Origin of the sequence: Kosakonia sp. SMBL-WEM22, from assembly GCF_014490785.1 — a bacterium.
Taxonomy (GTDB): Bacteria; Pseudomonadota; Gammaproteobacteria; order Enterobacterales; family Enterobacteriaceae; genus Kosakonia.
Genome location: NZ_CP051488.1, coordinates 2,835,890 through 2,856,881, shown reverse-complemented (window position 1 = coordinate 2,856,881; position 20,992 = coordinate 2,835,890). Strand labels below are relative to the sequence as shown.

21 protein-coding genes are annotated in these 20,992 nt (G+C 52.3%); 17 read left to right on the top strand and 4 right to left on the bottom strand.

All coding sequences use genetic code 11. The features are described 5' to 3' along the window. Window positions 1–25 precede the first annotated feature (25 nt). The 11 genes from HF650_RS13570 (at window position 26) to HF650_RS13520 (ending at window position 12,408) form a co-directional block, all read left to right on the top strand. The gene (locus HF650_RS13570; RefSeq protein WP_187799128.1) at window positions 26–703 is read left to right on the top strand and encodes a phage tail protein; all 678 of its coding nucleotides are present in this window, start codon (window positions 26–28) and stop codon (window positions 701–703) included. A gap of 52 nt (window positions 704–755) precedes the next feature. After that, window positions 756–1,067, top strand: coding sequence for a phage tail assembly chaperone (locus tag HF650_RS13565; protein WP_187799127.1), 312 nt, complete (start codon window positions 756–758; stop codon window positions 1,065–1,067). Next, window positions 1,064–1,378 carry a DUF1799 domain-containing protein gene (locus tag HF650_RS13560; protein WP_187802691.1) on the top strand — a complete coding sequence of 105 codons (315 nt, stop codon included), beginning with the start codon at window positions 1,064–1,066 and terminating at the stop codon, window positions 1,376–1,378. Before HF650_RS13565 ends, HF650_RS13560 begins: the two co-directional genes overlap by 4 nt. Continuing rightward, window positions 1,378–5,094: a phage tail tape measure protein gene (locus HF650_RS13555; protein WP_187799126.1), complete on the top strand. Its 3,717-nt coding sequence runs from the start codon at window positions 1,378–1,380 to the stop codon at window positions 5,092–5,094. The genes HF650_RS13560 and HF650_RS13555 overlap by 1 nt, the downstream gene beginning before the upstream one ends. Window positions 5,095–5,175: 81 nt before the next feature. After that, entirely contained in the window at window positions 5,176–5,526 is a 351-nt protein-coding gene (locus HF650_RS13550; RefSeq protein WP_187799125.1) for a phage tail protein, read from the top strand. Between the two features lie 8 nt (window positions 5,527–5,534). Next, on the top strand, window positions 5,535–6,308 hold the full coding sequence (locus tag HF650_RS13545) for a phage minor tail protein L (RefSeq protein WP_187799124.1): 774 nt from the start codon (window positions 5,535–5,537) through the stop codon (window positions 6,306–6,308). Window positions 6,309–6,320: 12 nt separating this feature from the next. Next, entirely contained in the window at window positions 6,321–7,052 is a 732-nt protein-coding gene (locus tag HF650_RS13540) for a C40 family peptidase (protein WP_187799123.1), read from the top strand. Then, window positions 7,040–7,639, top strand: a complete 600-nt coding sequence (locus HF650_RS13535) for a tail assembly protein (protein ID WP_187799122.1) — start codon at window positions 7,040–7,042, stop codon at window positions 7,637–7,639. The genes HF650_RS13540 and HF650_RS13535 overlap by 13 nt, the downstream gene beginning before the upstream one ends. A 55-nt stretch (window positions 7,640–7,694) precedes the next feature. Beyond that, window positions 7,695–11,474, top strand: a complete 3,780-nt coding sequence (locus tag HF650_RS13530) for a phage tail protein (RefSeq protein WP_187799121.1) — start codon at window positions 7,695–7,697, stop codon at window positions 11,472–11,474. Next, entirely contained in the window at window positions 11,468–11,770 is a 303-nt protein-coding gene (locus HF650_RS13525) for a hypothetical protein (RefSeq protein ID WP_187799120.1), read from the top strand. Before HF650_RS13530 ends, HF650_RS13525 begins: the two co-directional genes overlap by 7 nt. Continuing rightward, window positions 11,767–12,408, top strand: a complete 642-nt coding sequence (locus HF650_RS13520; RefSeq protein ID WP_187799119.1) for a hypothetical protein — start codon at window positions 11,767–11,769, stop codon at window positions 12,406–12,408. Before HF650_RS13525 ends, HF650_RS13520 begins: the two co-directional genes overlap by 4 nt. Here the strand turns inward: HF650_RS13520 and HF650_RS13515 are convergent. Continuing rightward, entirely contained in the window at window positions 12,373–12,735 is a 363-nt protein-coding gene (locus tag HF650_RS13515) for a hypothetical protein (protein WP_187799118.1), read from the bottom strand. The genes HF650_RS13520 and HF650_RS13515 overlap by 36 nt on opposite strands. A 126-nt stretch (window positions 12,736–12,861) precedes the next feature. Between HF650_RS13515 and HF650_RS13510 the strand changes: the two genes are divergently transcribed. From HF650_RS13510 to HF650_RS13495, 4 genes are all read left to right on the top strand, one after another. Continuing rightward, a complete protein-coding gene (locus tag HF650_RS13510; protein WP_187799117.1) occupies window positions 12,862–14,148 on the top strand; it encodes a tail fiber domain-containing protein in 1,287 nt (428 codons plus the stop codon). Between the two features lie 206 nt (window positions 14,149–14,354). Further along, window positions 14,355–14,594: a DNA polymerase V gene (locus tag HF650_RS13505; protein ID WP_187799116.1), complete on the top strand. Its 240-nt coding sequence runs from the start codon at window positions 14,355–14,357 to the stop codon at window positions 14,592–14,594. Next, a complete protein-coding gene (locus HF650_RS13500; protein ID WP_187799115.1) occupies window positions 14,594–14,980 on the top strand; it encodes a S24 family peptidase in 387 nt (128 codons plus the stop codon). The genes HF650_RS13505 and HF650_RS13500 overlap by 1 nt, the downstream gene beginning before the upstream one ends. Before the next feature lie 423 nt (window positions 14,981–15,403). Next, window positions 15,404–15,589 carry a hypothetical protein gene (locus HF650_RS13495; RefSeq protein ID WP_187799114.1) on the top strand — a complete coding sequence of 62 codons (186 nt, stop codon included), beginning with the start codon at window positions 15,404–15,406 and terminating at the stop codon, window positions 15,587–15,589. Between the two features lie 28 nt (window positions 15,590–15,617). On the opposite strand, the gene HF650_RS13490 is transcribed toward HF650_RS13495, so the two are convergent. Both HF650_RS13490 and HF650_RS13485 read right to left on the bottom strand, forming a co-directional pair. Further along, complete coding sequence (locus tag HF650_RS13490; protein ID WP_187799113.1) at window positions 15,618–15,974, bottom strand: hypothetical protein; 357 nt, start codon at window positions 15,972–15,974, stop codon at window positions 15,618–15,620. A 163-nt stretch (window positions 15,975–16,137) separates the two neighbouring features. Next, complete coding sequence (locus HF650_RS13485; protein WP_187802690.1) at window positions 16,138–16,350, bottom strand: hypothetical protein; 213 nt, start codon at window positions 16,348–16,350, stop codon at window positions 16,138–16,140. 207 nt (window positions 16,351–16,557) lie between these two features. On the opposite strand from HF650_RS13485, the gene HF650_RS13480 reads away from it, so the two are divergent. Both HF650_RS13480 and HF650_RS13475 read left to right on the top strand, forming a co-directional pair. Then, window positions 16,558–18,102, top strand: a complete 1,545-nt coding sequence (locus HF650_RS13480; RefSeq protein ID WP_187799112.1) for a methyl-accepting chemotaxis protein — start codon at window positions 16,558–16,560, stop codon at window positions 18,100–18,102. 154 nt (window positions 18,103–18,256) lie between these two features. Next, window positions 18,257–18,541 (top strand): hypothetical protein, encoded by a 285-nt coding sequence (locus tag HF650_RS13475; protein WP_187802809.1) that lies wholly within the window; start codon window positions 18,257–18,259, stop codon window positions 18,539–18,541. A gap of 1,180 nt (window positions 18,542–19,721) precedes the next feature. On the opposite strand, the gene HF650_RS13470 is transcribed toward HF650_RS13475, so the two are convergent. Beyond that, window positions 19,722–20,945: an MFS transporter gene (locus HF650_RS13470; protein ID WP_187799111.1), complete on the bottom strand. Its 1,224-nt coding sequence runs from the start codon at window positions 20,943–20,945 to the stop codon at window positions 19,722–19,724. Window positions 20,946–20,992: the final 47 nt, after the last annotated feature.

Here is a 20,992-nt window from a genome sequence, read left to right as displayed (position 1 = left end):
TACTTTCATATTACGGAGAATCCCTATGGGCTTCGCATTACCTAATGGCGCCACGGTATTTGTCGGCTCGAAACTTGCCACGCCTGTGGCGGTGACGGGCGTCAGCAATGCCGCAGGCGCTGTCTTTACCGTTGCAAACGGCCACGGCCTCGCTGTAGGCGATGTGGTGCTGGTTTCCAGTGGCTGGGCACTGATTGACAGCCTGGTTGCGCGCGTCACAGCGCAGACGACTACCAGCGTGACGATCGGGGTGATTAACAGCACCGATACCAACTTCTTCCCGGCTGGCTCCGGGACAGGTTCCTTAAGCAAAGTAGCCGAGTGGACTGAGATCCCGCAGATCACCGAAGTTTCACAGTCCGGCGGTGACCAGCAGTACACGCAGATCCAGTTCCTTGCCGATGACCGCCAGCGCAACCTGGCGACCTACAAGGCGGCCAAGTCGCAGACCTTTACGGTTGCGCATGACTCCACGCTGCCTATCTATGCCGTGCTGTCAGCTGCTGACCGTTCTGGTGACACGCTGCCGCTGCGCATGTACGTGCCAAAGGCGAAGGAAACGCGTTACTGGTCGGGTAAGCCGTCTTTCGATCCGCAGCCAACCACTGCGCCGAATGCCGTCGAGACGGTACAGCCAGCGTTTGCCATCCAGTCCCGCGATATCACCTTTTACAAAGATACTGCCCCGCAGGCAGCCGCTTAATCCATTCCCTTAACAGGCCCGGTAGCGGGCCTTTCTTTCTGCCGAGGAACACATGGCCACTAAATTTCAACTCCAGCCCAAACCGACTTTCAAAGCAGACGTCACCATTCCGCGCGCTGGCGAAGATGATGGCGTACTTACGTTTACCTTCCGTCATAAACCGGTCAAAGAACTTGCTGCACTGGAAGAAATCGAGGGAAAAACGGCTATCGACTTCCTGACTGAAATCACCGAGTCCTGGGCACTACCGGATGAGTTCAGTCGTGAAAATCTGGAGATGCTCCTGGATAACTACCCCGGCGCGATGAAAGCTATCGTCGGCACCTACTATCGAGAGCTGACAGGTAACCGAGAAAAAAACTGATAGCGGTTGCCTCGGCGTTTTATACGCCTGAACCCTCTACCGAAGACCTTGCCGCGTTTGGTCTGAGCGCTGACGACTACACCGAAGAAGAGCAAACCGTTGAGGTATGGCCCGATGTCTGGCCCGCGTTCGCTGTCTTCCAGTCGATGGGCACGCAGTGGCGCACGGGAATGGGCGGCATCACAGGGCTGGATTACAACGTGCTGCCGTGGCTGATGAAGCTGAACGGGGTGGAGGATGAGGCAACCGCGTTAACGGATATCCGCGTAATGGAAAGCGCGGCGCTGAAGATTATGCATCAGGGGGCGTAATGTCTGATATTGCAACAATTTCGCTCCGGGTGAATACCGCCGAGCTGGAGCGCGGGAACAAGGCGCTGGACGATTTCCAGCAGACGGCCGGCGGCGCGGCAAACAAGGCCGATGATCTGAACTCGGTATTTCGCGCGGGTGCATCCGATCAGAAAAAGAATACCCAGAGCCTGAAAGAGCAGCAACAGGAGCTGCAAAACCTGCTGAATAAAATCAGTCCTGTTAACCGGGCAATGGACGAACTGGAAACGCTGCAAAGCAAACTGGCTGGCTTTCGTGGCAAGGGACTGCTCGGTAATGAGGATTACAGCCGGTTTAGCGCAGTGCTGGATACCACCCGAGATAAATTATTTCAGGTCATGGAAGCGGAGACCGCAGAAGGGCAGGAGCGACTGAAGCTGGCTCAGGACACGCAGCGAGCCGCCGCAGCGCAGGACTCGTTCCTGAACTCTCTGAGCGAGCAGGCTGCTACCTTCCGGGCCTCAAAGTCAGATGTGCTTGAGTATCGCGCCTCAATACTGGGTTTAACGCAAGAAGCCGCCCCGCTGATTCAGCAAATCAGGGAAAGAGAACTGGCTATCGCCAGTGAGGCTGTGCAGACCCGGATTGCCGCACAAGAGCTTCGTGAGAAACAGGCCGCAGAGCGCCAGGCGTTAGCTGAAGCATCCCGCCTGCAGGCGCAGAATGATAACTTCGTTGAGTCGCTCCGTAATCAGGCACTGGCCATCGGTAAATCACGTGCTGAAGTGCTTGAACTGAAAGCCGCTCAGATGGGGCTGCTGCAGGAGGCTGGGCCTTACATCGCAGCCCTCAAGGCGCAGGAGGCCGCAACCGCACAGGAAGCTGCAAATAAAAAAGTTTCCGCCATGCAATCCCGGATGCTCCGGGATGCGATTGCTGAGCTGGAAGCTGCAGAACGCGCCGAGGCATCCGAGATGCAACGTGCGCAGAATATCCGCGACTCATTTGTTCGGACCCTCGAACAGCAGGCAGCATCGATCGGGAAAACGCGGGTCGAATTGCTGGAAATGAAGGCTGCCCAACTCGGTGTTTCCCAGCAGGCAGCTCCTTTTATCGAAAAGCTTCGTGAGCAGGATGAAGCATGGAGGAAGGGAAGCATTAGTGCCGGGCAGTACCGGCAGGCATTGAGAATGTTGCCAGCGCAGTTCACGGATATTGCTACATCCATTGCTGGTGGCATGCCATTGTGGATGGTGCTGATCCAGCAGGGCGGGCAAATCAGTGATTCTTTTGGCGGTCTGGGCGGGCTTTTTCAGTTTATCAAGGAAGAGGTTCTTGGGTTTAAAGAGGCAACAGACGACTCTTCAGAATCACTCTCAGAAAATGCGAACTCACTCGCTGAGAATGCCGAACATGGCAGGGGGATGCTTGCTTTCCTGACTCCTGCCAGGCTTGCTGTTGGTGGGCTTGTGGGGGTGGCTTCACTTCTCGCAATTGCATGGTACAAAGGCGCCCAGGAAGCTAGTGAGTTCAACAAGCAGCTTATCTTAACCGGAAGCTATGCTGGTAAAACGGCGGGGCAACTCAGTCAACTTTCCAGGCAAATAGCTGATGATGCTGGTGTGACAATAGGAGAATCATCGGCAACACTGGCGAAAATTGTTGGGTCGGGAAGATTTGATGGAAATAAATTTGAGGTTGTTGCCAGGGCAGCTGCGGCCATGGAAGACGCGGTTGGGCAGTCAGTAGATACTACGATTGCTAATTTCCAGAAACTCTATGATTCACCAGTAAAAGCATCTGTTGAGCTAAACAGCCAGCTGCATTACTTAACTGCTGCAGAGTTTCAGTACATTGCTGCTCTTGAGCGCCGCGGTGAAAAGGAAGAGGCAGGGCAAAAAGCTGCTGATAGTTACAGCCGGGCAGAGCAGCAACGCAGCCAGCAGGTTATTGACAACCTTGGCCTTATCGATCAGGTGATTCGCGACGTATCTGATACATGGAAAGCATATTGGGATGCAGCCTTAGGTATTGGCAGAAAAGAATCGACAGCTGAACAGCTTGAGGTTGTGAGGCAAAGAATTAAAGAAATCACCAACCAATCCCGTCCTGGGGTTTTTGGTATGGGTAATGTCGGTGATGGTGGTGCTGCAAAAAGAGAGTTGGCGGCATTGCTTCAGCAAGAGAGAGAACTTGGGTTTGTTATTAAATCTCAGGAAGGTTTCAACCAGAAAAGGGCTGAGTTTAATAAGATAAATCAAGATGGTATTGATGCGCAGATATCGTTTAATAAATATCTGGATGCTGGAACCACTCAAGCAGAAAAAAGAGCTCTGGCAGAAAAGGATTTGAACAAAGCTATTGCCGATAACGCGAAAGCAGTTAAAGCGACGCAGGGCTTGCCTTATGAGCAGAGAGTCAAACCATTGACTCCTGAACAAATATCTAAGGCCCGAGCTGGCATCGAGAAGCTGTATAAAGATCCAAAAACCCCTAAAGCCAAAGGCATAACGGTGGCAGCAGGGGATCGTGCCGAAGATTCTGCGCAGGCTGAACTTCTGGCCCTCCAGGCTCAGCTGAAAACCCTTCAGGATCACCGCTCTGTCAACGACACCATCAGTCAGCAGCGTAAAGACCTGTATGCCACTGAATCTAAATTTGCTGTCCTTGAAACGGCCGCGAGCACCCGGCAATTATCGAAGCAGGAGAAGTCTCTGCTCGCGAGCAAAAACCAGGTGCTGCAACTTGCGCAGCAGAAAGCTCTTCTCGGTGACCAGATTACCGCTCAGGAGCAACTAAATAAGCGGATTGATACGGCGCAGAAGTACGTTACTCAGATGGTGGAGAAGCAAGCCGGGCTTGCATCTGGAGCCACAATGAGTGACAGACTTGCCGGGCGGCAGGCGTCTCTGTCTCAGCTGCGTAGTGGCTGGCTCAATGCGGGCGGTGGTCTCAATGATGACGGTTATAAGCGTGAGTTAAAGGCCGCTAACGATTACTACGCAGCAGAAGACAAATTACGTGGCGACTGGATGGCAGGAGCCAGAAAAGGCTGGGCCGAGTACCTTGATGCGGCAACCAACGTTTATGGCTCAATGCAAAGCGTAGCGCAGTCAGCCCTGGGCGGTATATCAGATATGCTGACAAGCCTGGTCACTACCGGAACGGCCAGTTTCAAAAGTTTCGCCGCCTCCATGATGAAGATGATCGCTGATGTCATTAACCGACTACTGGTGGCGTACACCGTGCAGGCCGCAATGGGATGGATTTCTTCGGGTACCTCATCAGCAGGTAGTGGTGCAGGCCAGTCTTTTGCTGTCCCGTCTTTCCGGCCAGCGTGGAACGGGGGATATATCCCTGAATTCGACACCGGCGGTTACACAGGCGATGGCGGAAAATATCAGCCCAAAGGGGTGGTACACGGCGGTGAGTTCGTCTTTACCAAAGAGGCCACAGCTGCAATCGGTGTCAATAATCTTTATGCGATGATGCGTGGTGCTCAGGGATATGCTGAAGGTGGGGTTGTCGGCAGGCCGCCCATGCTGGGGCTCATGTCCGGTTCTGGTAATGCTGCACCGGTAATTAATACCACTGTAAACGTCGATGCCAGTGGTAACGCTTCGGCTCAATCCAGCAGCTCTGGAGACGCTATGGGGCGCGCCATGGCGACTGAAATACAAAACGCTGCAACCCTGGTAATTCAGAAGCACCTGAAGCCAGGGGGCATGATCTACAACTTTACGAAGGGTCGTTAGTTTTCAAAGATAACTGAAAAGTATTTTGCCGAATCCCTGATGCCAGCCTCGCTTATGCGGGGCTTTTTTTATGGAGCAAACATGGCTGTTGAAACCTATAAATGGCCCGCGCAACTCGGAGCGGGCGCAATTGAATATAACCAGACAATCCGGGCCTCACAGTTCGGTGACGGTTATGAGCAGGTGGCTGAAAATGGCATCAACTCTACTGCCATTCAGGTTCCGATGATTTATGTTGGTAAAGAGGTGTTGATAAACGAAATTCGCTCATTCCTGCTGGCTCATACCGTTAAGGCTTTCATCATCACGCCACCCGGCGAGGAGAAGGGGTTGTATCGGGTCGTCAAAGATTCTGTGCGTAAGAACCAGATCAGCAGCAACGCAGCAGAGCTTACTTTCACCATAAAGCGCGCCTACGGCGTCTATGCCTGAGGTCAACCATGACAGCCCTTATTGATACGGCAGCCATGCTTGCACCAGGCGGAAAAGTCCGGCTGGTGCAAGTGGACGCCTCAGAATTCAGTGGTGGTATTCACCGCTTTCATTACAGTCCTTTTCCGCATACTCCCCGGGAGATTGACGAGGCGCAGGGTGATGAAAGCAAGCTCGGGCCCAAGCCTGTAGTCTTCGATGGTAAGGTCTATGATTTCTGGCCTTTCCAGTTAACAGGACTGGCTCTCTCAACTGACCAGGCGGCAGAGCCGTCACTCAGCGTCTCAAACCTTGACGGCCATATCACCGCGCTATGCCTTCAGTTTAAGGACATGGTGAACGCGAAGGTGAGCATTATCGACACCTATGCGGTGTATCTGGATGCGGTGAATTTTCCCGAGCGAGTTAATCCCACTGCCGATCCGACTATGTTCACGCTTCAGACCTTCTGGCTGGATACCAAAACGTCCGAAGATGACGAGGTGGTGACCTGGGCACTAAGCAGCCCGGCAGATCTTCAAAGCCTGGTGATACCCACACGGCAAATTACGTCGTTATGTGAGTGGGCGCTACGTGGTCATTACCGAAGTGGCGATGGTTGTACCTACAATGGCACGGCATACTTTGATGCAAACGGTAATCCGGTGTCAGATCCGGCACTGGATTTCTGCGGTGGGTGTTTTAGCGACTGTCGTAAAAGGTTCGGTGCCGGGCTGGCAGAGCCAAACGCAGCGATCCTCGATTTTGGCGGCTTCCCGGCGACGGTTCTTTTCACCCGATAAACGGACATACCAATGAACAAAACCATAATGTCGGCTATCCGGGCGCATGCGCTGGAGGAATCCCCGCGCGAGTGCTGCGGATTCGTTATCCAGTCTGGCCGTCGCCAGCGCTATATCCCCGTATCGAACACCCACGAAAACCCGACCGAGCATTTCCGTATCGATGGCGAGTTCTGGGCGAATGCTGAGGACATCGGTACAATTATACGCGTTATACATTCCCACCCCGGCGACGGTGCACGGCCTATACCGTCAGACCTGGATCGCCAGCAGTGCAACAACTCCGGCGTGGTCTGGGGCATTTACGCGCCGGACAGCGATGAATACGCCGAGATAATGCCCGAGGCGGTGCCGCTTATCGGCCGCACGTTTATCCTGGGTTCACACGACTGTTGGGGGCTTATCATGGACTGGCACATCACCCAGGGCGTCACGTTAGACGATTTCCGCGTCGATTATCCATGGTGGGAAAGTCAGTACCCGGACAACTTCTATTTTGATAACTGGGAGCAAGAAGGCTTCATCGAATGTGACCCGGCACCCGGGTGCATGGTCATCATGCAGGTTGAATCCGATAAGTGGAACCATGCGGGCATTATCACTGAAGAGGGTGAGCTGCTCCATCACCTGTACGGCCAGCCTTCCTGCATTACTCCGTATGCCCGAGGCTATTTTAAAGACCGCACGATGATCTGCGTTCGTCATAAAGACCTGCCACAGGAGATAAAACCATGGCGCGTTTAACGACTATTCGCCTGTATGGCTCGCTGGGCGCCCGGTTCGGGCGAGTGCATAAGCTGGCGGTGCAGACATCCGCCGAAGCGGTAAAGGCCCTGTGCATCAACTTCGACGGGCTGGAAGACTACCTGATGAACGCTAAAAAGAATGGCATGACATTTGCCGTATTTCGCGGCAAGCGAAATATTGGCGTGCAGGACTTTCAGGGGCTGGCAGGTGACAGTGATATCCGTATCGCTCCAGTAATGGAAGGTGCGAAAAAGGCAGGAATGTTTCAGACCATTTTGGGGGCGGTAATGGTGGTTGCCGGGGTGATCGTCGGTGTAGCGACTGGATGGGCCGGCGTCGGTCTCACATTTGGGGCCGGGCTCATCTTGTCAGGGGCATCAATGATGGCGGGCGGCCTGTATCAGATGCTGTCACCACAGCCCAAAGGATTGCAGGGGCGTGATGATCCGGACAATAAGCCAAGCTATGCATTCGGTGGTTCAGTGAATACCCTTGCGATGGGGAACCCCGTCGCGTTGCTTTACGGCGAGCGTGAGATTGGCGGAGCCATTATCTCCGCAGGTGTTGTCGCTGAAGACATCTGACAAATCCTTTCTGAATATAAAGCACCCAGCCGGGTGCTTTTTTTATGGATGCAATATGGAAACGATCACTGGTTCTAAGGGTGGCAGCCAGAAGCAACACACTCCGGTTGAGCAGCCAGACTCAGCGCAGTCAATGGCGCGCTGTCGCTTGCTGCTGGCGCTTGGGGAGGGTGAGTTTGCTGGCGGGCTGGATGCGTCAAGGATTTTTCTGGACGGAACCCCGCTGGGTAATGCCGACGGGACAATGAATTTTGAAGAAGTATCATGGGATTTTCGCCCGGGCACCCAGACCCAGATGCCTATTCCTGGCTTTCCCGCCGTAGAAAATGAAAGCAAGGTCGGCGTGTCGCTGACTAAAGCAACGCCCTGGAACCGCGCGCTGAGCAACACCCAGATCGATGCCGTGCTCGTTCGGATTGGCATTCCCGGCCTGCAGCAACAGCAGAATAACGGCGATATCGTTGGTACCACCGTCAAATACCACATCGACCTGGCAGTGGATGGTGGCGCTTTTTCCACTGTTATGACCAGAACGGTTACAGAGAAGCTGAGCTCGCTGTATGAACTGACCCACCGTATTAACCTGCCAAAGGCCAGCACCGGGTGGCAGATTCGTGTGGTCAGGGATACTGATGACAGCACCAGCCAGCTGCTGCAGAACAAAACGCAGGTGCAGGCCATCACAGAGGTTATCGACGCGCGTCTTCGTTATCCGCACACAGCACTGTTGTATGTCTCGTTCAATGCAAAATCATTCAGCGATATTCCGAAAATCTCATGTAAACCGAAGGGGCGCATCATCCGAATCCCCTCAAACTACGATCCGGTAGCCCGTACTTACAGCGGCACCTGGGATGGCACGTTCAAGTGGGGATGGTCGAACAACCCGGCATGGATCTGGTTCGATGTTCTGACCGAGCCACGTTTCGGCCTTGGCCGCCGCATCACGGCGGATATGCTGGATAAGTGGGAGCTATATCGTATAGCCCAGCGTTGCGATCAGAAGGTGCCCGACGGAAAGGGCGGCAGCGGTACCGAGCCGCGCTTTGTATTTGACGTTTATATACAGTCTCAGGCCGATGCATGGCAGGTGATCAAGGATATCGCCGCCGGGTTCAACGGGATGACGTTCTGGGGCAACAACATGTTCAACGTTGTCTCTGACATGCCGGCGGACACGTCGAAACTGCAGATCCTCACCCGCGCCGCAGTGATCGGCAAGCCGGTCTACTCAAGTGGCAGTGAAAAGACCCGTTTTTCCAGCGCGCTGATTAATTTCAGCGACCCGGACAATCATTATCAGGATCGAACTACGGCGGTGATGTTCCCGGACCTTGTGAAACAGTTCAAGTTTAAACAGACGCAAATCACAGCGATCGGCTGTACGCGAGAGAGTGAGGCTCAGCGGCGTGGTGGTTGGGCGGTGTATTCCAACTCTCTTGATCGCATTATCACCCTACAAACTGGGCTTGATGGCTATGTTTATGTGCCGGGCACGGTGTTTGCCTTTGCCGATGAACGCCTTTCTGGTCGCGTGTACGGAGGTCGTATATCAGGGTACAACGGCGGGCTGAAGGCTGTGACAACTGATCGGGGCACCAGCGCGGTTGCTGGCGACACGCTGATGATTCGCACACAGGGTGGAACCGTCGAAAGTCGGGTTATTCAGGCTGTAAATGGTACGCAGCTTGTGGTGTCCACGCCCTTCAAAGCGGACCCTTTACCGAATGCAGTATTTGTTATAGACGCCGGGCAGTTGAGATTACAGTACTTCAGAGTAACTAACCTGACGTTCAATGATGAGGAAAATACCTATTCCATCACCGCGGCAGAATATAACTCCTCTAAATATGACGCGGTTGATAATAATGCCCGACTGGATACGCCGCCAATCAGCCTGATTCCGACCGGACTTGTCAATCAGCCGACTAACATCCAGGTATCAAGCTTTGAATCGGTACGACAGGGCCAGCGCATTACTACACTAATCGCCTCCTGGGATGCGCCACTGGATAAAAATGGCAAGCCTCAGGCTGATGTTATCTCATACCAGGCGCAGTGGAAGCGTGGAGATAATGAATGGATTAATGTGCCAGAAACCGGACTGCGTAATATAGAAGTGCCCGGCATTTTTGAAGGCGACTACCTGGTACGCGTGCGTGCCATCAACTCAGGAGGGGCATCAAGTCTGTGGGCCTCTTCACAGCTGACACACCTTAAGGGGCGCGTGGGCGATGTTCCAAAGCCGGTAGGGCTGTCAGCGTCAGAGGATGTCGTATTCGGTATCAATGTCACCTGGGCTTTTCCGGAAGATACTGGCGATACGCTGAGCACGGAACTGCAGTACAGCCTCGCTGGGGACGGCTCAAACCCGATGCTGCTGGCTGCAGTACCTTATCCGCAGAAACTCTATCAGCAGATGGGGCTCAGGGCGGGGCAGGAGTTTTGGTACCGGGCCAGGCTTGTTGACCGAACCGGCAATCAGTCAGCCTATACCGACTGGATCCGCGGCCAGTCCAGCACCGATGTGACCGATATTACAGAGGCCGTGCTCGCGCAGATCAAGGATACGGAGCTTTTCAAAGACCTCATCGAGAACGCCGTGGACAGCAGTGCGAAGGTTGCGGAACTGGCCGAGGCAGTGAAACAGAACGCCGACGGCCTGGCTGCGGCGGCCGGGGCAAACCGGCAGACAGCAGAAGCCATTATCGGCAATGCCCTGGCCATCGCCGATGTTGTCGTGCGCCAGTCAGCCCAGCAGGGCGCTAACTCGGCGCTGTTCGAACAACTGCGCGAGGTTATTGCCACCGAAACCGAAGCGCGCGTTACCGATGTGATCCGCCTGGAGGCAAAGACGGATCAGAACGCCGCCGGCATCACCGAAGTGCGTCAGGCGCTGGCAAACGAAACAGAGGCACGCGCTACAGCTGTCGATCAGCTTACTGCACAGACGGAAGAGAACAGGGCCAGTGTCACGGAGCTGACGCAGACCGTGACGGATCTGGACTCGTCCACTGCGTCACGCTTTGAGGAGATATCGGCTGAAATAGCGGGCATAGATGGAAGCGATATCAGAGGGGGAATACAGAGCAACTCAATCGCGCTTATCACCAACACGCTGGCGCAGGTCAACACCCGGACTCTGCTCAGTGTGCAGTACGGCGACAACAAGGCCGGGATTGAGCGTGTCGACAACGTGATGGCGGATGCCAGCCAGGCCGTTGCCGAGTCGCTCAGTATGCTGGATGCCAGCGCGGGCGGCGGCACGGCAAATGCCACTGATTTTGCCAGAACCATGGCGGATTTTTCACAGGTCTCCGCGACAAAAATCAACTCGCTGTCAGTGACGGTAAACGGTCAGCAGGCGGCAATCGTCCAGAATTCGCAGGCGGTTGCAGATATCAGCGGTAACCTTTCTGCCATGTATAGCATCAAGGTGGGGGTGGATGCTAACGGGCGTCAGTATGCCGCCGGGATGGGCATTGGGGTGGAGAACACGCCTGCGGGTATGCAGTCTCAGGTGCTGTTTGTGGCAGATCGGTTCGCCGTAATGGCCCAGGCCGGAGGCACGGTCTCGCTGCCGTTCGTAATCCAGAACGGGCAAACCTTCATCCGGGATACGTTCATTCAGGACGGTTCAATTGAGAACGCCAAAATCGGGAATTATATCCAGTCCAATAACTATGTTGCGGGCTCTGCTGGCTGGAAGCTTGATAAAGGGGGAACGTTCGAAATTAACGGTGTAGCCGGAGGCGGGAGGATGCTGATATCCAGCACACTTATTCGCATATACGACAGTAATAACGTGTTACGTGTCAGAATGGGGTTATGGTGATGCCACAAGGCTTACAGTGCTGGGATGATAACGGTCGCGTTGCCGTAGATTTGAGTGATTATGCGATTCGGTATATGGGAAACCTGTCTGTTTCGCTGGCTTCAGGTGAAACGCAAAAAAATTTTGCCTTTGCAGGAGCGACTCAGGATGGTTCATTTGCCACTATCGTTTCAACGGGGCCTACAGTTAACGAATATTTCTGCCGCGCTTACAACGGCGGCATCACTTTGTATTATCTGCCCAGCAAAGGCAGCGCAGCAATCACACTCAACGTGGAGGTATATAACTTTCAATGAGCGGATTCGAGGTATACAACGATTCCGGTAAGCTGCTGGTGGACTCACAGAATCGATCAACCCTTTTTTACGATAAACGTACATTGGGGGCTGTCACGGACAAAGGGTTCTATGAGATTACCAGCCCATTTGGCAATGGCAGCACGCTCGGGTTTACGCCGCAGTCATTCTGGAATGATGGTCGGTTAAGGTGGTTGCAACTTGGAACGAACAAATACGGCTTACCTGGTGCTGATATTCTGGAAGAAAATGCGGGTAGCATGATCCGAACGGCACGGAATATAGGCATGCAGAGCGGCTATCTTGACGTGTTTGATAGTGCAGGAAATCTTATCTGGAGTGCCGCCTCAGCTTCGAAGATGCCGAGAGTGGTTGGTTTTTTTGAAGTACCAGCAAACTATGATCTGCAGAACAATACTTTTTCAGTAAGTCTCAACTTTGTTCCCTGGATACTCGTAAATAATTGTCCGGGAAATGTCAGCGATGATGGAACCGTTACAGGTTATTCAGGCATCGCGCTAAAATGGACAGGCTCACAGCTTCAGGGAAGGTATATCTCAAAAAATCAGCGCAACTGGAGCCAGACGTTTCAGGGAAGGGGATTAAGAATCCCCATCGCACAGTTTGTTGGGGTTTGATACAGGTGGAACGCGGGGATATTGTGTAGCAAGCATATTTTGCCTAGCACCTCTCGCGGGCTCGAAGTGATAAACGATATCGAGTACATCTAGTTTCTTGTAGCAAATATTACTGATCCGCTTATTAACATGGCGGCTGAAAATCCCATTGCTGGTGTCTGAAATAATCTTTATCTCTCTGGTAGAACAGTCGATATTTACGTGAATATCGCCACCCAGGGATAAACGAGTAGCATCAAACGGATAATCCATCACAAAAGCGTGATCTGTGTGTTTATTATTACATCCAGCGAGCAGCAAAAAAGCTACGGCATATAAAGTTTTCATCTCAATATTCCTCTGTATGAGGGAATTTCCATTTTATTTGATTTTAAAAAATAGTCAGATTGATATGAGCGATCAATTTTACATGTTTGATCGTTTTAAGCGATCTTTATTATCGTGAGGTAGTTCATGATTTATAATAACGGCACTATCGCAATTAACGGCAACACGCTGACCGGCACAGGCACAAATTTCACCCAGGCTGGCTCACTCATACGTAATGGCTGCACCGTACTGGTCATGACCAGCCCCGTGCAGGTATTCCAGATCACAGCCATTGGTAACGCGACCACCCTCACGGTATCACCGGCAGCCAGCCCGGCTATTCCCGCTGGCACTAAATTCGCGATTCTGCTGAGTGACAGCCTTAGCGTGGATGGCCTGGCACAGGATATTGCCGAAACGTTCAGTATGTACCAGCGGTACATGGGCGGTTTTGCTGACGTGATGAACGGCAGCGGAGATGTGACCATCACCATTAACGGTCAGCCTGTCACTGTTCCCGGCCAGAAGTCGCTGGCAAAGAAGGGGGCTAATACCGACATCACCAGCCTGGGCGGGCTGACCACTGCACTGAGTATCCAGCAGGGCGGAACCGGTTCAAAATCGGCAGATGATGCGCGCAAAAACCTGGGCATAGTGGACAGTACGGGGACAGTTCCCGTTTCACTTGGTGGTACAGGTGCAAAAAGCAGTACGGATGCGCGCGTAAATTTAGGTGCGGCCTCTGCCGGTGATAATAATGATGTTACAAGTTTTTCCGGAGTAATCGCTCCCCGCGGCTCCATCAATTCACGCTTGTCTGGAGGGGCATCAGTTAAACTTGATTTGGGTGGCGCTCTGGGCACGGCAGTGAAACCTTTTAACCTGAACCTTACCCGGCTCGGAAATGCCACAAATAACTGGAATATTCAGTCCACATACGGCTACCTGGTAGGTGATGACGGATCTTTCAACGCTTCAGGACCGATAATGATTTCTACCGATGGATCTTCCACAGATCGGGTATGGATATTCCGTAACAGTGATGGTGCAATCAAAACCACTTACGGCACTATTTCCCCGGGGGCGTCCGACGAGCGAGTAAAAAATATCGTCCGGGAAATTACGGAAGAAGAGGCGATTAGATTTATCAGCGAAGTGAGACCGATACGATATGCGTTCAAGTGGCGACCGGAGCAGATAAAAGTTGGTTTCAGAGCCCAGAACATTGAAGCGCTGGATCCGGAACTGGTTGAAATTACGTCTCTGACGATTCCAGGGCTGGATGGCAGCGACATTGTAATTCAGGACGGGAAGATGATAGATCCCGGTGAAATCGGCGCGGCTTACCTGGTGCCTGTCGTGCAACAACTTCTGCGGCGCGTCAGCGAGCTTGAAGCAGAAATTAAAACTTTGAACCCGCAGGGATCGTAAAAAAAAGCCCCGGCGACGGGGCAGTTACATTCCGTGCCTGTCTGGTGCAGGCTACGGGGCTGTATTAATTTTAGTAGAAAGATGATTTAACTTAAGAAAAATTCTCGGCAGTTCAACCCGTTGACAAATCTTCTTGCCGCTTCGCCTTGAGAAGCTCCGGAATTCAAAATACTGTATATAAAAACAGTATTTGGGAGGTGCACATTATGCCAAGAAGAGACGATATCGAGACAGCATTCAGGCAGTCTATAGTGATGGAACCGAGCGGGCGGCGCACCGTTACCACGGAGAATTTCGTGCAAACGCTGCTGACATTCAACTGGGATTGGTCACCAAAGCAGGCTAACGAGTGGATTGAGGGTCACGTCAGCACTTTCAAAGATATCTCTCAGCAAGAGGGAGAACTTCGTACGTTCATGATGTACAACCCGAACGGAGGTCTGTGATGGGGTTCCCTTCGCCAGCTGCTGATTACATGGATGAAAAGATATCGCTCGACCATGAGCTTATCCGCGTACCTTCCGCGACGTACTTCCTGCGCGCCGGCAACGAGTCACGGCGTGAGACTATAAAGAAGGGGGCTTTGCTTATTCTGGATACGTCGGCCACGCCGGTAGACGGGTCGATAGTGATGTGCCATCTGGATGAGCAGATGCGTATGCTGCGATTGCGGCTTCACCCGCGACCGAGGCTGGAGGAACTGGATCGACCAGAAATCACTTACCCGATGACCACTGATGATTACGATGGGCGCCTGGTTTTCAAAGGAGTGATCACCTACATCATCAATGACGCCAGGACGGGGGAGTTTGACGACTGTCCGGTGATGTGATTGATGGGGCATGAATGAATTCATGCGCGATACATACCTCGCTGGAAACGCCGGAGGCGGGAAGCTGACGAGCAGGTGAGAAGAAATTGAAAAAAGTCCCGCCCTTCGGGTCTTCAGGTAGCTTCAGGGCGGGGCAAGCACTGGTACAAACAGCAGTTCTTATTATTCGCTCAGGAAACTCTGCAGGTCATAATCTTATGTCCGTTCAGCATATGATGATAAAAAAGACCCGCCACGCCTGTGTCAGCCAGGGCTGAGCGCGCCAATTTTCGAATACGCGTTTTCTTATTTTGATTAAAATATATACTATCTCCTGACGTCGACAAGCGGGTAGGCACAAAATGCAAAATCCCGCTCAGAAGCAGGCTTTGGCAAGTCCAAGGTCAGATATCGGGTAGGTAAGTTATGGAACGAGATGCAGAGATGGAAGCGATCTACGCTGAGGTAAGCAGGGTAATTGGCAGGGCAGTGATTGTGCTGAAGAGCTCAAAAAGGATTGTAAGCCCGCAAATGATAGATTATATCCTGCAGGAATATGAAGATCAGGAAAAGGATAAGCGCATGCTGAAGGTGTACGCGATTGCAAGAAAGATAATGCGCGAGCCATAAAAACCCGGCACGGTGGCCGGGGCTTGTTTTAGCTGGCTTTCTCGCAGCCTGGCTGACCTCGGTCAATCACTTCAGTGCCTTCGATAATAAATCCGAATTTACCGAACAGGAATGAGTGGTTGAACTGAGTCACAACTACATCAGAAAGTGCAACTGAGCAACGATTCTTCTCAATGGCACGGTCGATGGCCGTTTTCACATTTGGAATCCCGAGTGGAAAAATCACGACCGGAGCTGAATCTTCAGCGGTTACGCGTGCTCCTTTGACGAAATTGTTCGAGTTGAGGTTGTAGTTTTTTGTGCTTGCCACAGTCAGATCGGCAACCCGAGAACTACATCCACCTAACATCATTACCCCAAGAGCTAAAACCAAAACCTTTTTCATTTTTTGTTTCCTTTGATTGCAATCGGAAACATCCTAACACATTATCCCAAATAGTAAAAACCCGGCGCGGGGGCCGGGTATTAATATCAAAACCTGCGCATAAGCCACTTGTAGCTTAGTCGCTACAGAGATGTAGTGAATACCCTTGCATGCTATTCAAACATTAATCGCTAACAATACGCTGCTTTTTCTCGCGCTGATAATTATGATAATCCTCCCCGCATTCTGCAGAGCAGAACGCAGTCTCAGCCACTACCGGCTCATCTTCACACCAGATACAGTTACCGGTGTTACTGAGAAGCCGCGGTTTTCTTGCAGACATTGATGCCGCAAGGTGAGCCTCTTCGCGTTCCTGTGCAAGATCCACGTCATCCAAATTTTTTTCCTCAGTATTAGTGAAAACTGTTGTCTTCAACATACAAGCAACTATGTCTGACCACAACTCTGTTGTTCTGACTGGAGGGGGCAGTGCAACGGCCGTGGGCTAATCGCGGGCGTTTTATCACTGCACTGTAGGTTTCCACGTTCATGCCGATAACACGACTGAAGTAAGGCACCTTCTTTTCCCACAACGAGAAAACATATGAAAATATCTGTTCGGCTTGCATCCGGCTTCGGTCTGATTGTTCTGCTTTTTATACTCTGCACCGGCATTTCACTCCATGCCCTGTGGCAGGCGCGTGACGGAATGGACGATACCGTAAACAACAAGATGAAGCGCTATACGCTGGTACTGGATATGCGCGGAGGTCTGCGCGACATGGCTATTGCCGTGCGCAATCTTGCACTGCTGAACGACCCTGCACAGATGCAGCCGGAATGGGAGCGGCTTGTCTCACAGCGCGAAGCCTATATCCGGAAGCGCGAGCAGCTTCAGAAAAGCATGTCCGACAACGTTTCTGAGCAGGGAAGAGCTGCGCTGGCAAGGGTTCTGTCTTCTGAGAACACCGCTCTCTCCGCGCTGATGGAGGCCGGAAGGCTGGGTATGGATAACCAGCAGCAGGCGGCCACTACATTTTTGATGAACACCGCGCGCCCCGCCCAGAAGTCTTTGCTGGATGCGCTGAATACGCTGACTGACATTGAGATGCAGCTCAGCCGGGATACCGTCGCAGAAAACAGTGCCAGCACGTCACAAACTGCATGGATACTGACAGTGATGGCTGCGCTGTCAATCCTGATGGCGACAGGTACATGTTTACTGACCATCCGCGTGCTGATGCGTCAGCTGGGCGGGGAACCAGAGCAGGCCAGAGCGCTGGCAGCGACCATTGCGGCAGGTGACCTGACTACGACGATAACATTGCGTCGGAATGACACGAGCAGCCTGATGGCGTCGCTTGACGGCATGCAGGCAAACCTGCGCGGGCTGGTATCACAGATTAAAGATTCTGCCGCCTCAGTGGCGATGGCGGCGGACGAAATTGCGCAGGGTAATACAGAGCTGTCCTCACGCACGGAACAGCAGGCAGCGGCCCTGCAGGAAACGGCCGCCAGCATGGAGCAGCTCACTGCCACGGTGAAAAGCAATACGGCCGGTGCGCAGCAGACTGCAGACTCAGCCCGTGAGACCGCTTCCCTTGCCCGCGTCGGTGAAACGGAAATGCAGCGTATGTCTGAAACTATGGACGCCATTTCGCAGAGTGCGACAAAGGTGAGAGATATCACCACAGTTATCGAGAGTATCGCTTTCCAGACAAATATTCTCGCCCTGAACGCTGCTGTTGAAGCTGCCAGAGCCGGTGAAGAGGGTCGGGGCTTTGCAGTGGTGGCCGGGGAGGTCAGAACGCTTGCCCAGCGTAGCGCAACAGCTGCCCGGGACATCAAACAACTGATTGAGCAAGCTGTTGATCAGGTGGAAAGCGGCGTGGAAGTTGCAGCAGGTACGGGCCAGAGTATCCTGAAAATCGTGGGTATGGTAAGTGAACTGGCTGCGGCCATGGATAACATTTCGTCGGCTTCATCAGAGCAAATGCAGGGTATTTCTCAGGTCAGCATTGCTGTGAACCAGATGGACGGGGTAACACAGAATAACGCTGCGCTGGTTGAGGAATCTTCGACTGCCTCGCAGTCACTGTCGGAGCAGGCGCACGCGCTGCGCGGCATGGTTGAAACCTTCAGATTATAATTATGTGCGAAAGCGGCGGGTGTGCTCAATTACGGTTCACAGCCGCCGCTCTTCAGTAAGCAGGCAGGATTGAACACTGTCCTAACCGCTTTTCGGCAGACTAATTTATGCTGAGTATGTCAAACAGCCAGTTACAATAAGGATAAAATCCGCTATGCATGACAAGTACCGGCGCGTCAGCGAAATCAAGGCGCAGACGGATGAGTTGCTTACCCAACTGAGCGAGTGCGAATACCGGACGTTAGATACCTGGGCTAACAATCTGGCGCACCTGCGGGTGACTTTTGATTTATTTAGCCCTTTTATGACTGACGACCCTGACTTTCTGGCCTGGCTGAATCAACACGATCCCGTAATGGTCTCGGAAATCGCCATGACAGGCAGAGCGCTGATGGCCCTGCAGAACTTTTTCAGGGTGGCATTAAAGCAGACTCAGTAATATTAATTTCAGGCGTTGGTTTGGATTTTCCCAGTGTAATTGTCAGGGAGCATCCCTGTATTACAGCTTCCTTTTTGACTGCTGGTGTCGGCTTGTCTGAGGTAAGCCAGTGGCCACAGGTTGTTCATGCCCGGACGACCACCGGCGCATTCTACACAGCCGTTATTTTGAAAACCAGTCATCGACTGATTCCCATTTCTCCTGCAGTACACCCTCTACCAAAGCTTTATCCCCAGGACATAAAGTTAGTAATGAAAAAAGCCCCGGCGACGGGGCAGTTACATTCCGCGCCTGTCTGTTGCAGGCTACGGGCTGTATTAATTTTAGCAAAATTTTATGTGCGCAATAAATTTGATGGCCGAGTAAACCGTTGACAAAAATTAAACCAGCCGCAGCATCTACAGTGACATTCCAATCACTGCATTTACCACTGTTGACGTAGCGAATACTCCACCGACGATCAGAAAGGCTTTATTCTTCCTTGTCACGCCCAGTGCCAGCAGAACAACAGCAGTTACGAAGAAGGGTATGGCAATGATACTGAACGTGTTCATGGAGCACCTGCCTTGATCATGGGCTATTAAATGTTAAACAGAGCTATATAGAGGGGCTTACCTGCATTACAGCTTCCGTTATGCGAGCTGGTGTGGGCTTATCTGAGGTAAGCCAGACACTCTTTCAGATTACCTTGTGATAGTAACTTGCGATAGGTGGGATTTTATCAGGGGTGGCTCACCCTCTGTACGTATGCAAGATCCAGTGGGTGAGCCAGTGACCACAGGTGTTCATGCCCGGGCGACCACCGGCGCATTCTACACAGACGTTTTTTTGAAAACCAGTCATCAGCCAATTCCCACGTCTCCTGAAGCACACCATCCATGAACGCTTTATACCCTTCCTCATCAATGATGCCAGGACGGGGGAGTTTGACGACTGTCCGGTGATGTAATTTGTCAGCCGTTTTACCTTTGACAAATTTCGGGCATAAAAAAACCAGCCGTAAGAGGCTGGTTTAATAAGGAAATTTTGGTCGGCACGAGAGGATCTAAACCTCCGACCCCTGACACCCTATAATAGAGGCTAATATCTTAAGGGCCGCTTAGTGCCAGAAGCGGACATTATACTAGTGGGGAGAAACCTGCTCCCCACTTTTGTTGATGATGCTACGCACAACCCCGTGTTAGTTTGTTCTGGGCGTCCTGTTTAACCAGAGCAAAACTCCGACGCCTCCCAGACTGAACAGAGAAATGCTGTACAGAGCAGTAAAAGCACCAAAATTCTGCGCTATCACACTGGTTATACTGGTAGAAATAGCCGCGGTCAGAACCTGTCCGCGCCATGTAAGTGCACTGGCTTTGGCGACCTGGGTTTCTGCGAAGTTCTTAAGTACGCCGAACGTACCCAAAGCAAAAACAATATTTGAACCCATGTGTGCACTGAAAATCATAATAAGCCCGGCGTACGGAAAGCCGGCAGACAATGGTAATAAAAAATAACTACCGATGTACCCGCCCAGGCATAGCAACAACAGCCTGTTATTAGCGGAATAGCGCTGCAATTTACCAGCATCAAGTATTAGCGGGCCGCAGAGTTGTCCGAGGCTGCGCGCAAAAAGCAGCGGCAGTGCCAGCCCGGCTGACTCTTCAGGCCTTATTTCCTGTGCAAGAGCAGGTAAAAGCGCCATTGCGGGAGAACCCACAGCTGCCAGGGCAGGTAAAAGCATAACGCTTCGTTTTTGCAGGGGAGATAAACATCGCCAGAATAACTTATGCGTGTCAGGCACCGCTTTTTCATGTTGCAGCTCCATCGCCTGAAAAACAGAGGCTGACGTCAGAAGCAAAGCAGCCGAAGCGACAAAACTCACGGCATCAATGGCAAGGAGATTCAAAGGAGAAATCAGGTCGAACAGTAAAATGCCCAATCCGGTACCCAGCAAAACCTGTGAGGCAAAAATTATCGTTTCCATGGCGGTTGCTGCAGGTAGTTCGTCATGCGGTAATCCGCGTTTAAACAGCAGCGTTAGTGCCGGGTAACTCATGCCGCTGAATAGCGCTTCCGAACACTGCACCGCAAGCAGAGCCGGAACGTTATGATGTAGCAAACCATATAACGGAAAAACAAGTGCAAGCAGGCCGAGCAGCTCTGTAAATATCAGGATTCGGAGTGGTGAAACCTTTTTACACAGAGCTTCGCCCAGGATGCTCCCTATAAAACTGGGCAGCATTGACAGCATATAAACCATCGTCAGAGTCGCAGGAGAAGCCTGCCAGTGTAAAAGCTGTCCAAAAACAATGACCTGAGTAAGCCCATTACCAAGGGACGACAGGATATAGGCAAAACCAAGGAAGCGCAGCCAGTCATGACTACGCAGTGCGCGAAAAAGCGCAAGCAGCAAAGTGTTCATGAGGAAAGATTCTCACCTTAAATAACAGAAGCCCACACAGCCCACAG

What these genes read in the sequence shown, in the direction of transcription:
- HF650_RS13540 (WP_187799123.1), top strand. Translation starts at nt 6,321, where the DNA reads ATGAACAAAACCATAATGTCGGCTATCCGGGCGCATGCGCTGGAGGAA.
- HF650_RS13505 (WP_187799116.1), top strand. Translation starts at nt 14,355, where the DNA reads ATGCCAAGAAGAGACGATATCGAGACAGCATTCAGGCAGTCTATAGTG.
- HF650_RS13495 (WP_187799114.1), top strand. Translation starts at nt 15,404, where the DNA reads ATGGAAGCGATCTACGCTGAGGTAAGCAGGGTAATTGGCAGGGCAGTG.
- HF650_RS13490 (WP_187799113.1), bottom strand. Translation starts at nt 15,974, where the DNA reads ATGAAAAAGGTTTTGGTTTTAGCTCTTGGGGTAATGATGTTAGGTGGA.
- HF650_RS13515 (WP_187799118.1), bottom strand. Translation starts at nt 12,735, where the DNA reads ATGAAAACTTTATATGCCGTAGCTTTTTTGCTGCTCGCTGGATGTAAT.
- HF650_RS13470 (WP_187799111.1), bottom strand. Translation starts at nt 20,945, where the DNA reads ATGAACACTTTGCTGCTTGCGCTTTTTCGCGCACTGCGTAGTCATGAC.
- HF650_RS13565 (WP_187799127.1), top strand. Translation starts at nt 756, where the DNA reads ATGGCCACTAAATTTCAACTCCAGCCCAAACCGACTTTCAAAGCAGAC.
- HF650_RS13550 (WP_187799125.1), top strand. Translation starts at nt 5,176, where the DNA reads ATGGCTGTTGAAACCTATAAATGGCCCGCGCAACTCGGAGCGGGCGCA.
- HF650_RS13555 (WP_187799126.1), top strand. Translation starts at nt 1,378, where the DNA reads ATGTCTGATATTGCAACAATTTCGCTCCGGGTGAATACCGCCGAGCTG.
- HF650_RS13530 (WP_187799121.1), top strand. Translation starts at nt 7,695, where the DNA reads ATGGAAACGATCACTGGTTCTAAGGGTGGCAGCCAGAAGCAACACACT.
- HF650_RS13535 (WP_187799122.1), top strand. Translation starts at nt 7,040, where the DNA reads ATGGCGCGTTTAACGACTATTCGCCTGTATGGCTCGCTGGGCGCCCGG.
- HF650_RS13545 (WP_187799124.1), top strand. Translation starts at nt 5,535, where the DNA reads ATGACAGCCCTTATTGATACGGCAGCCATGCTTGCACCAGGCGGAAAA.
- HF650_RS13500 (WP_187799115.1), top strand. Translation starts at nt 14,594, where the DNA reads ATGGGGTTCCCTTCGCCAGCTGCTGATTACATGGATGAAAAGATATCG.
- HF650_RS13570 (WP_187799128.1), top strand. Translation starts at nt 26, where the DNA reads ATGGGCTTCGCATTACCTAATGGCGCCACGGTATTTGTCGGCTCGAAA.
- HF650_RS13480 (WP_187799112.1), top strand. Translation starts at nt 16,558, where the DNA reads ATGAAAATATCTGTTCGGCTTGCATCCGGCTTCGGTCTGATTGTTCTG.
- HF650_RS13520 (WP_187799119.1), top strand. Translation starts at nt 11,767, where the DNA reads ATGAGCGGATTCGAGGTATACAACGATTCCGGTAAGCTGCTGGTGGAC.
- HF650_RS13475 (WP_187802809.1), top strand. Translation starts at nt 18,257, where the DNA reads ATGCATGACAAGTACCGGCGCGTCAGCGAAATCAAGGCGCAGACGGAT.
- HF650_RS13525 (WP_187799120.1), top strand. Translation starts at nt 11,468, where the DNA reads ATGGTGATGCCACAAGGCTTACAGTGCTGGGATGATAACGGTCGCGTT.
- HF650_RS13510 (WP_187799117.1), top strand. Translation starts at nt 12,862, where the DNA reads ATGATTTATAATAACGGCACTATCGCAATTAACGGCAACACGCTGACC.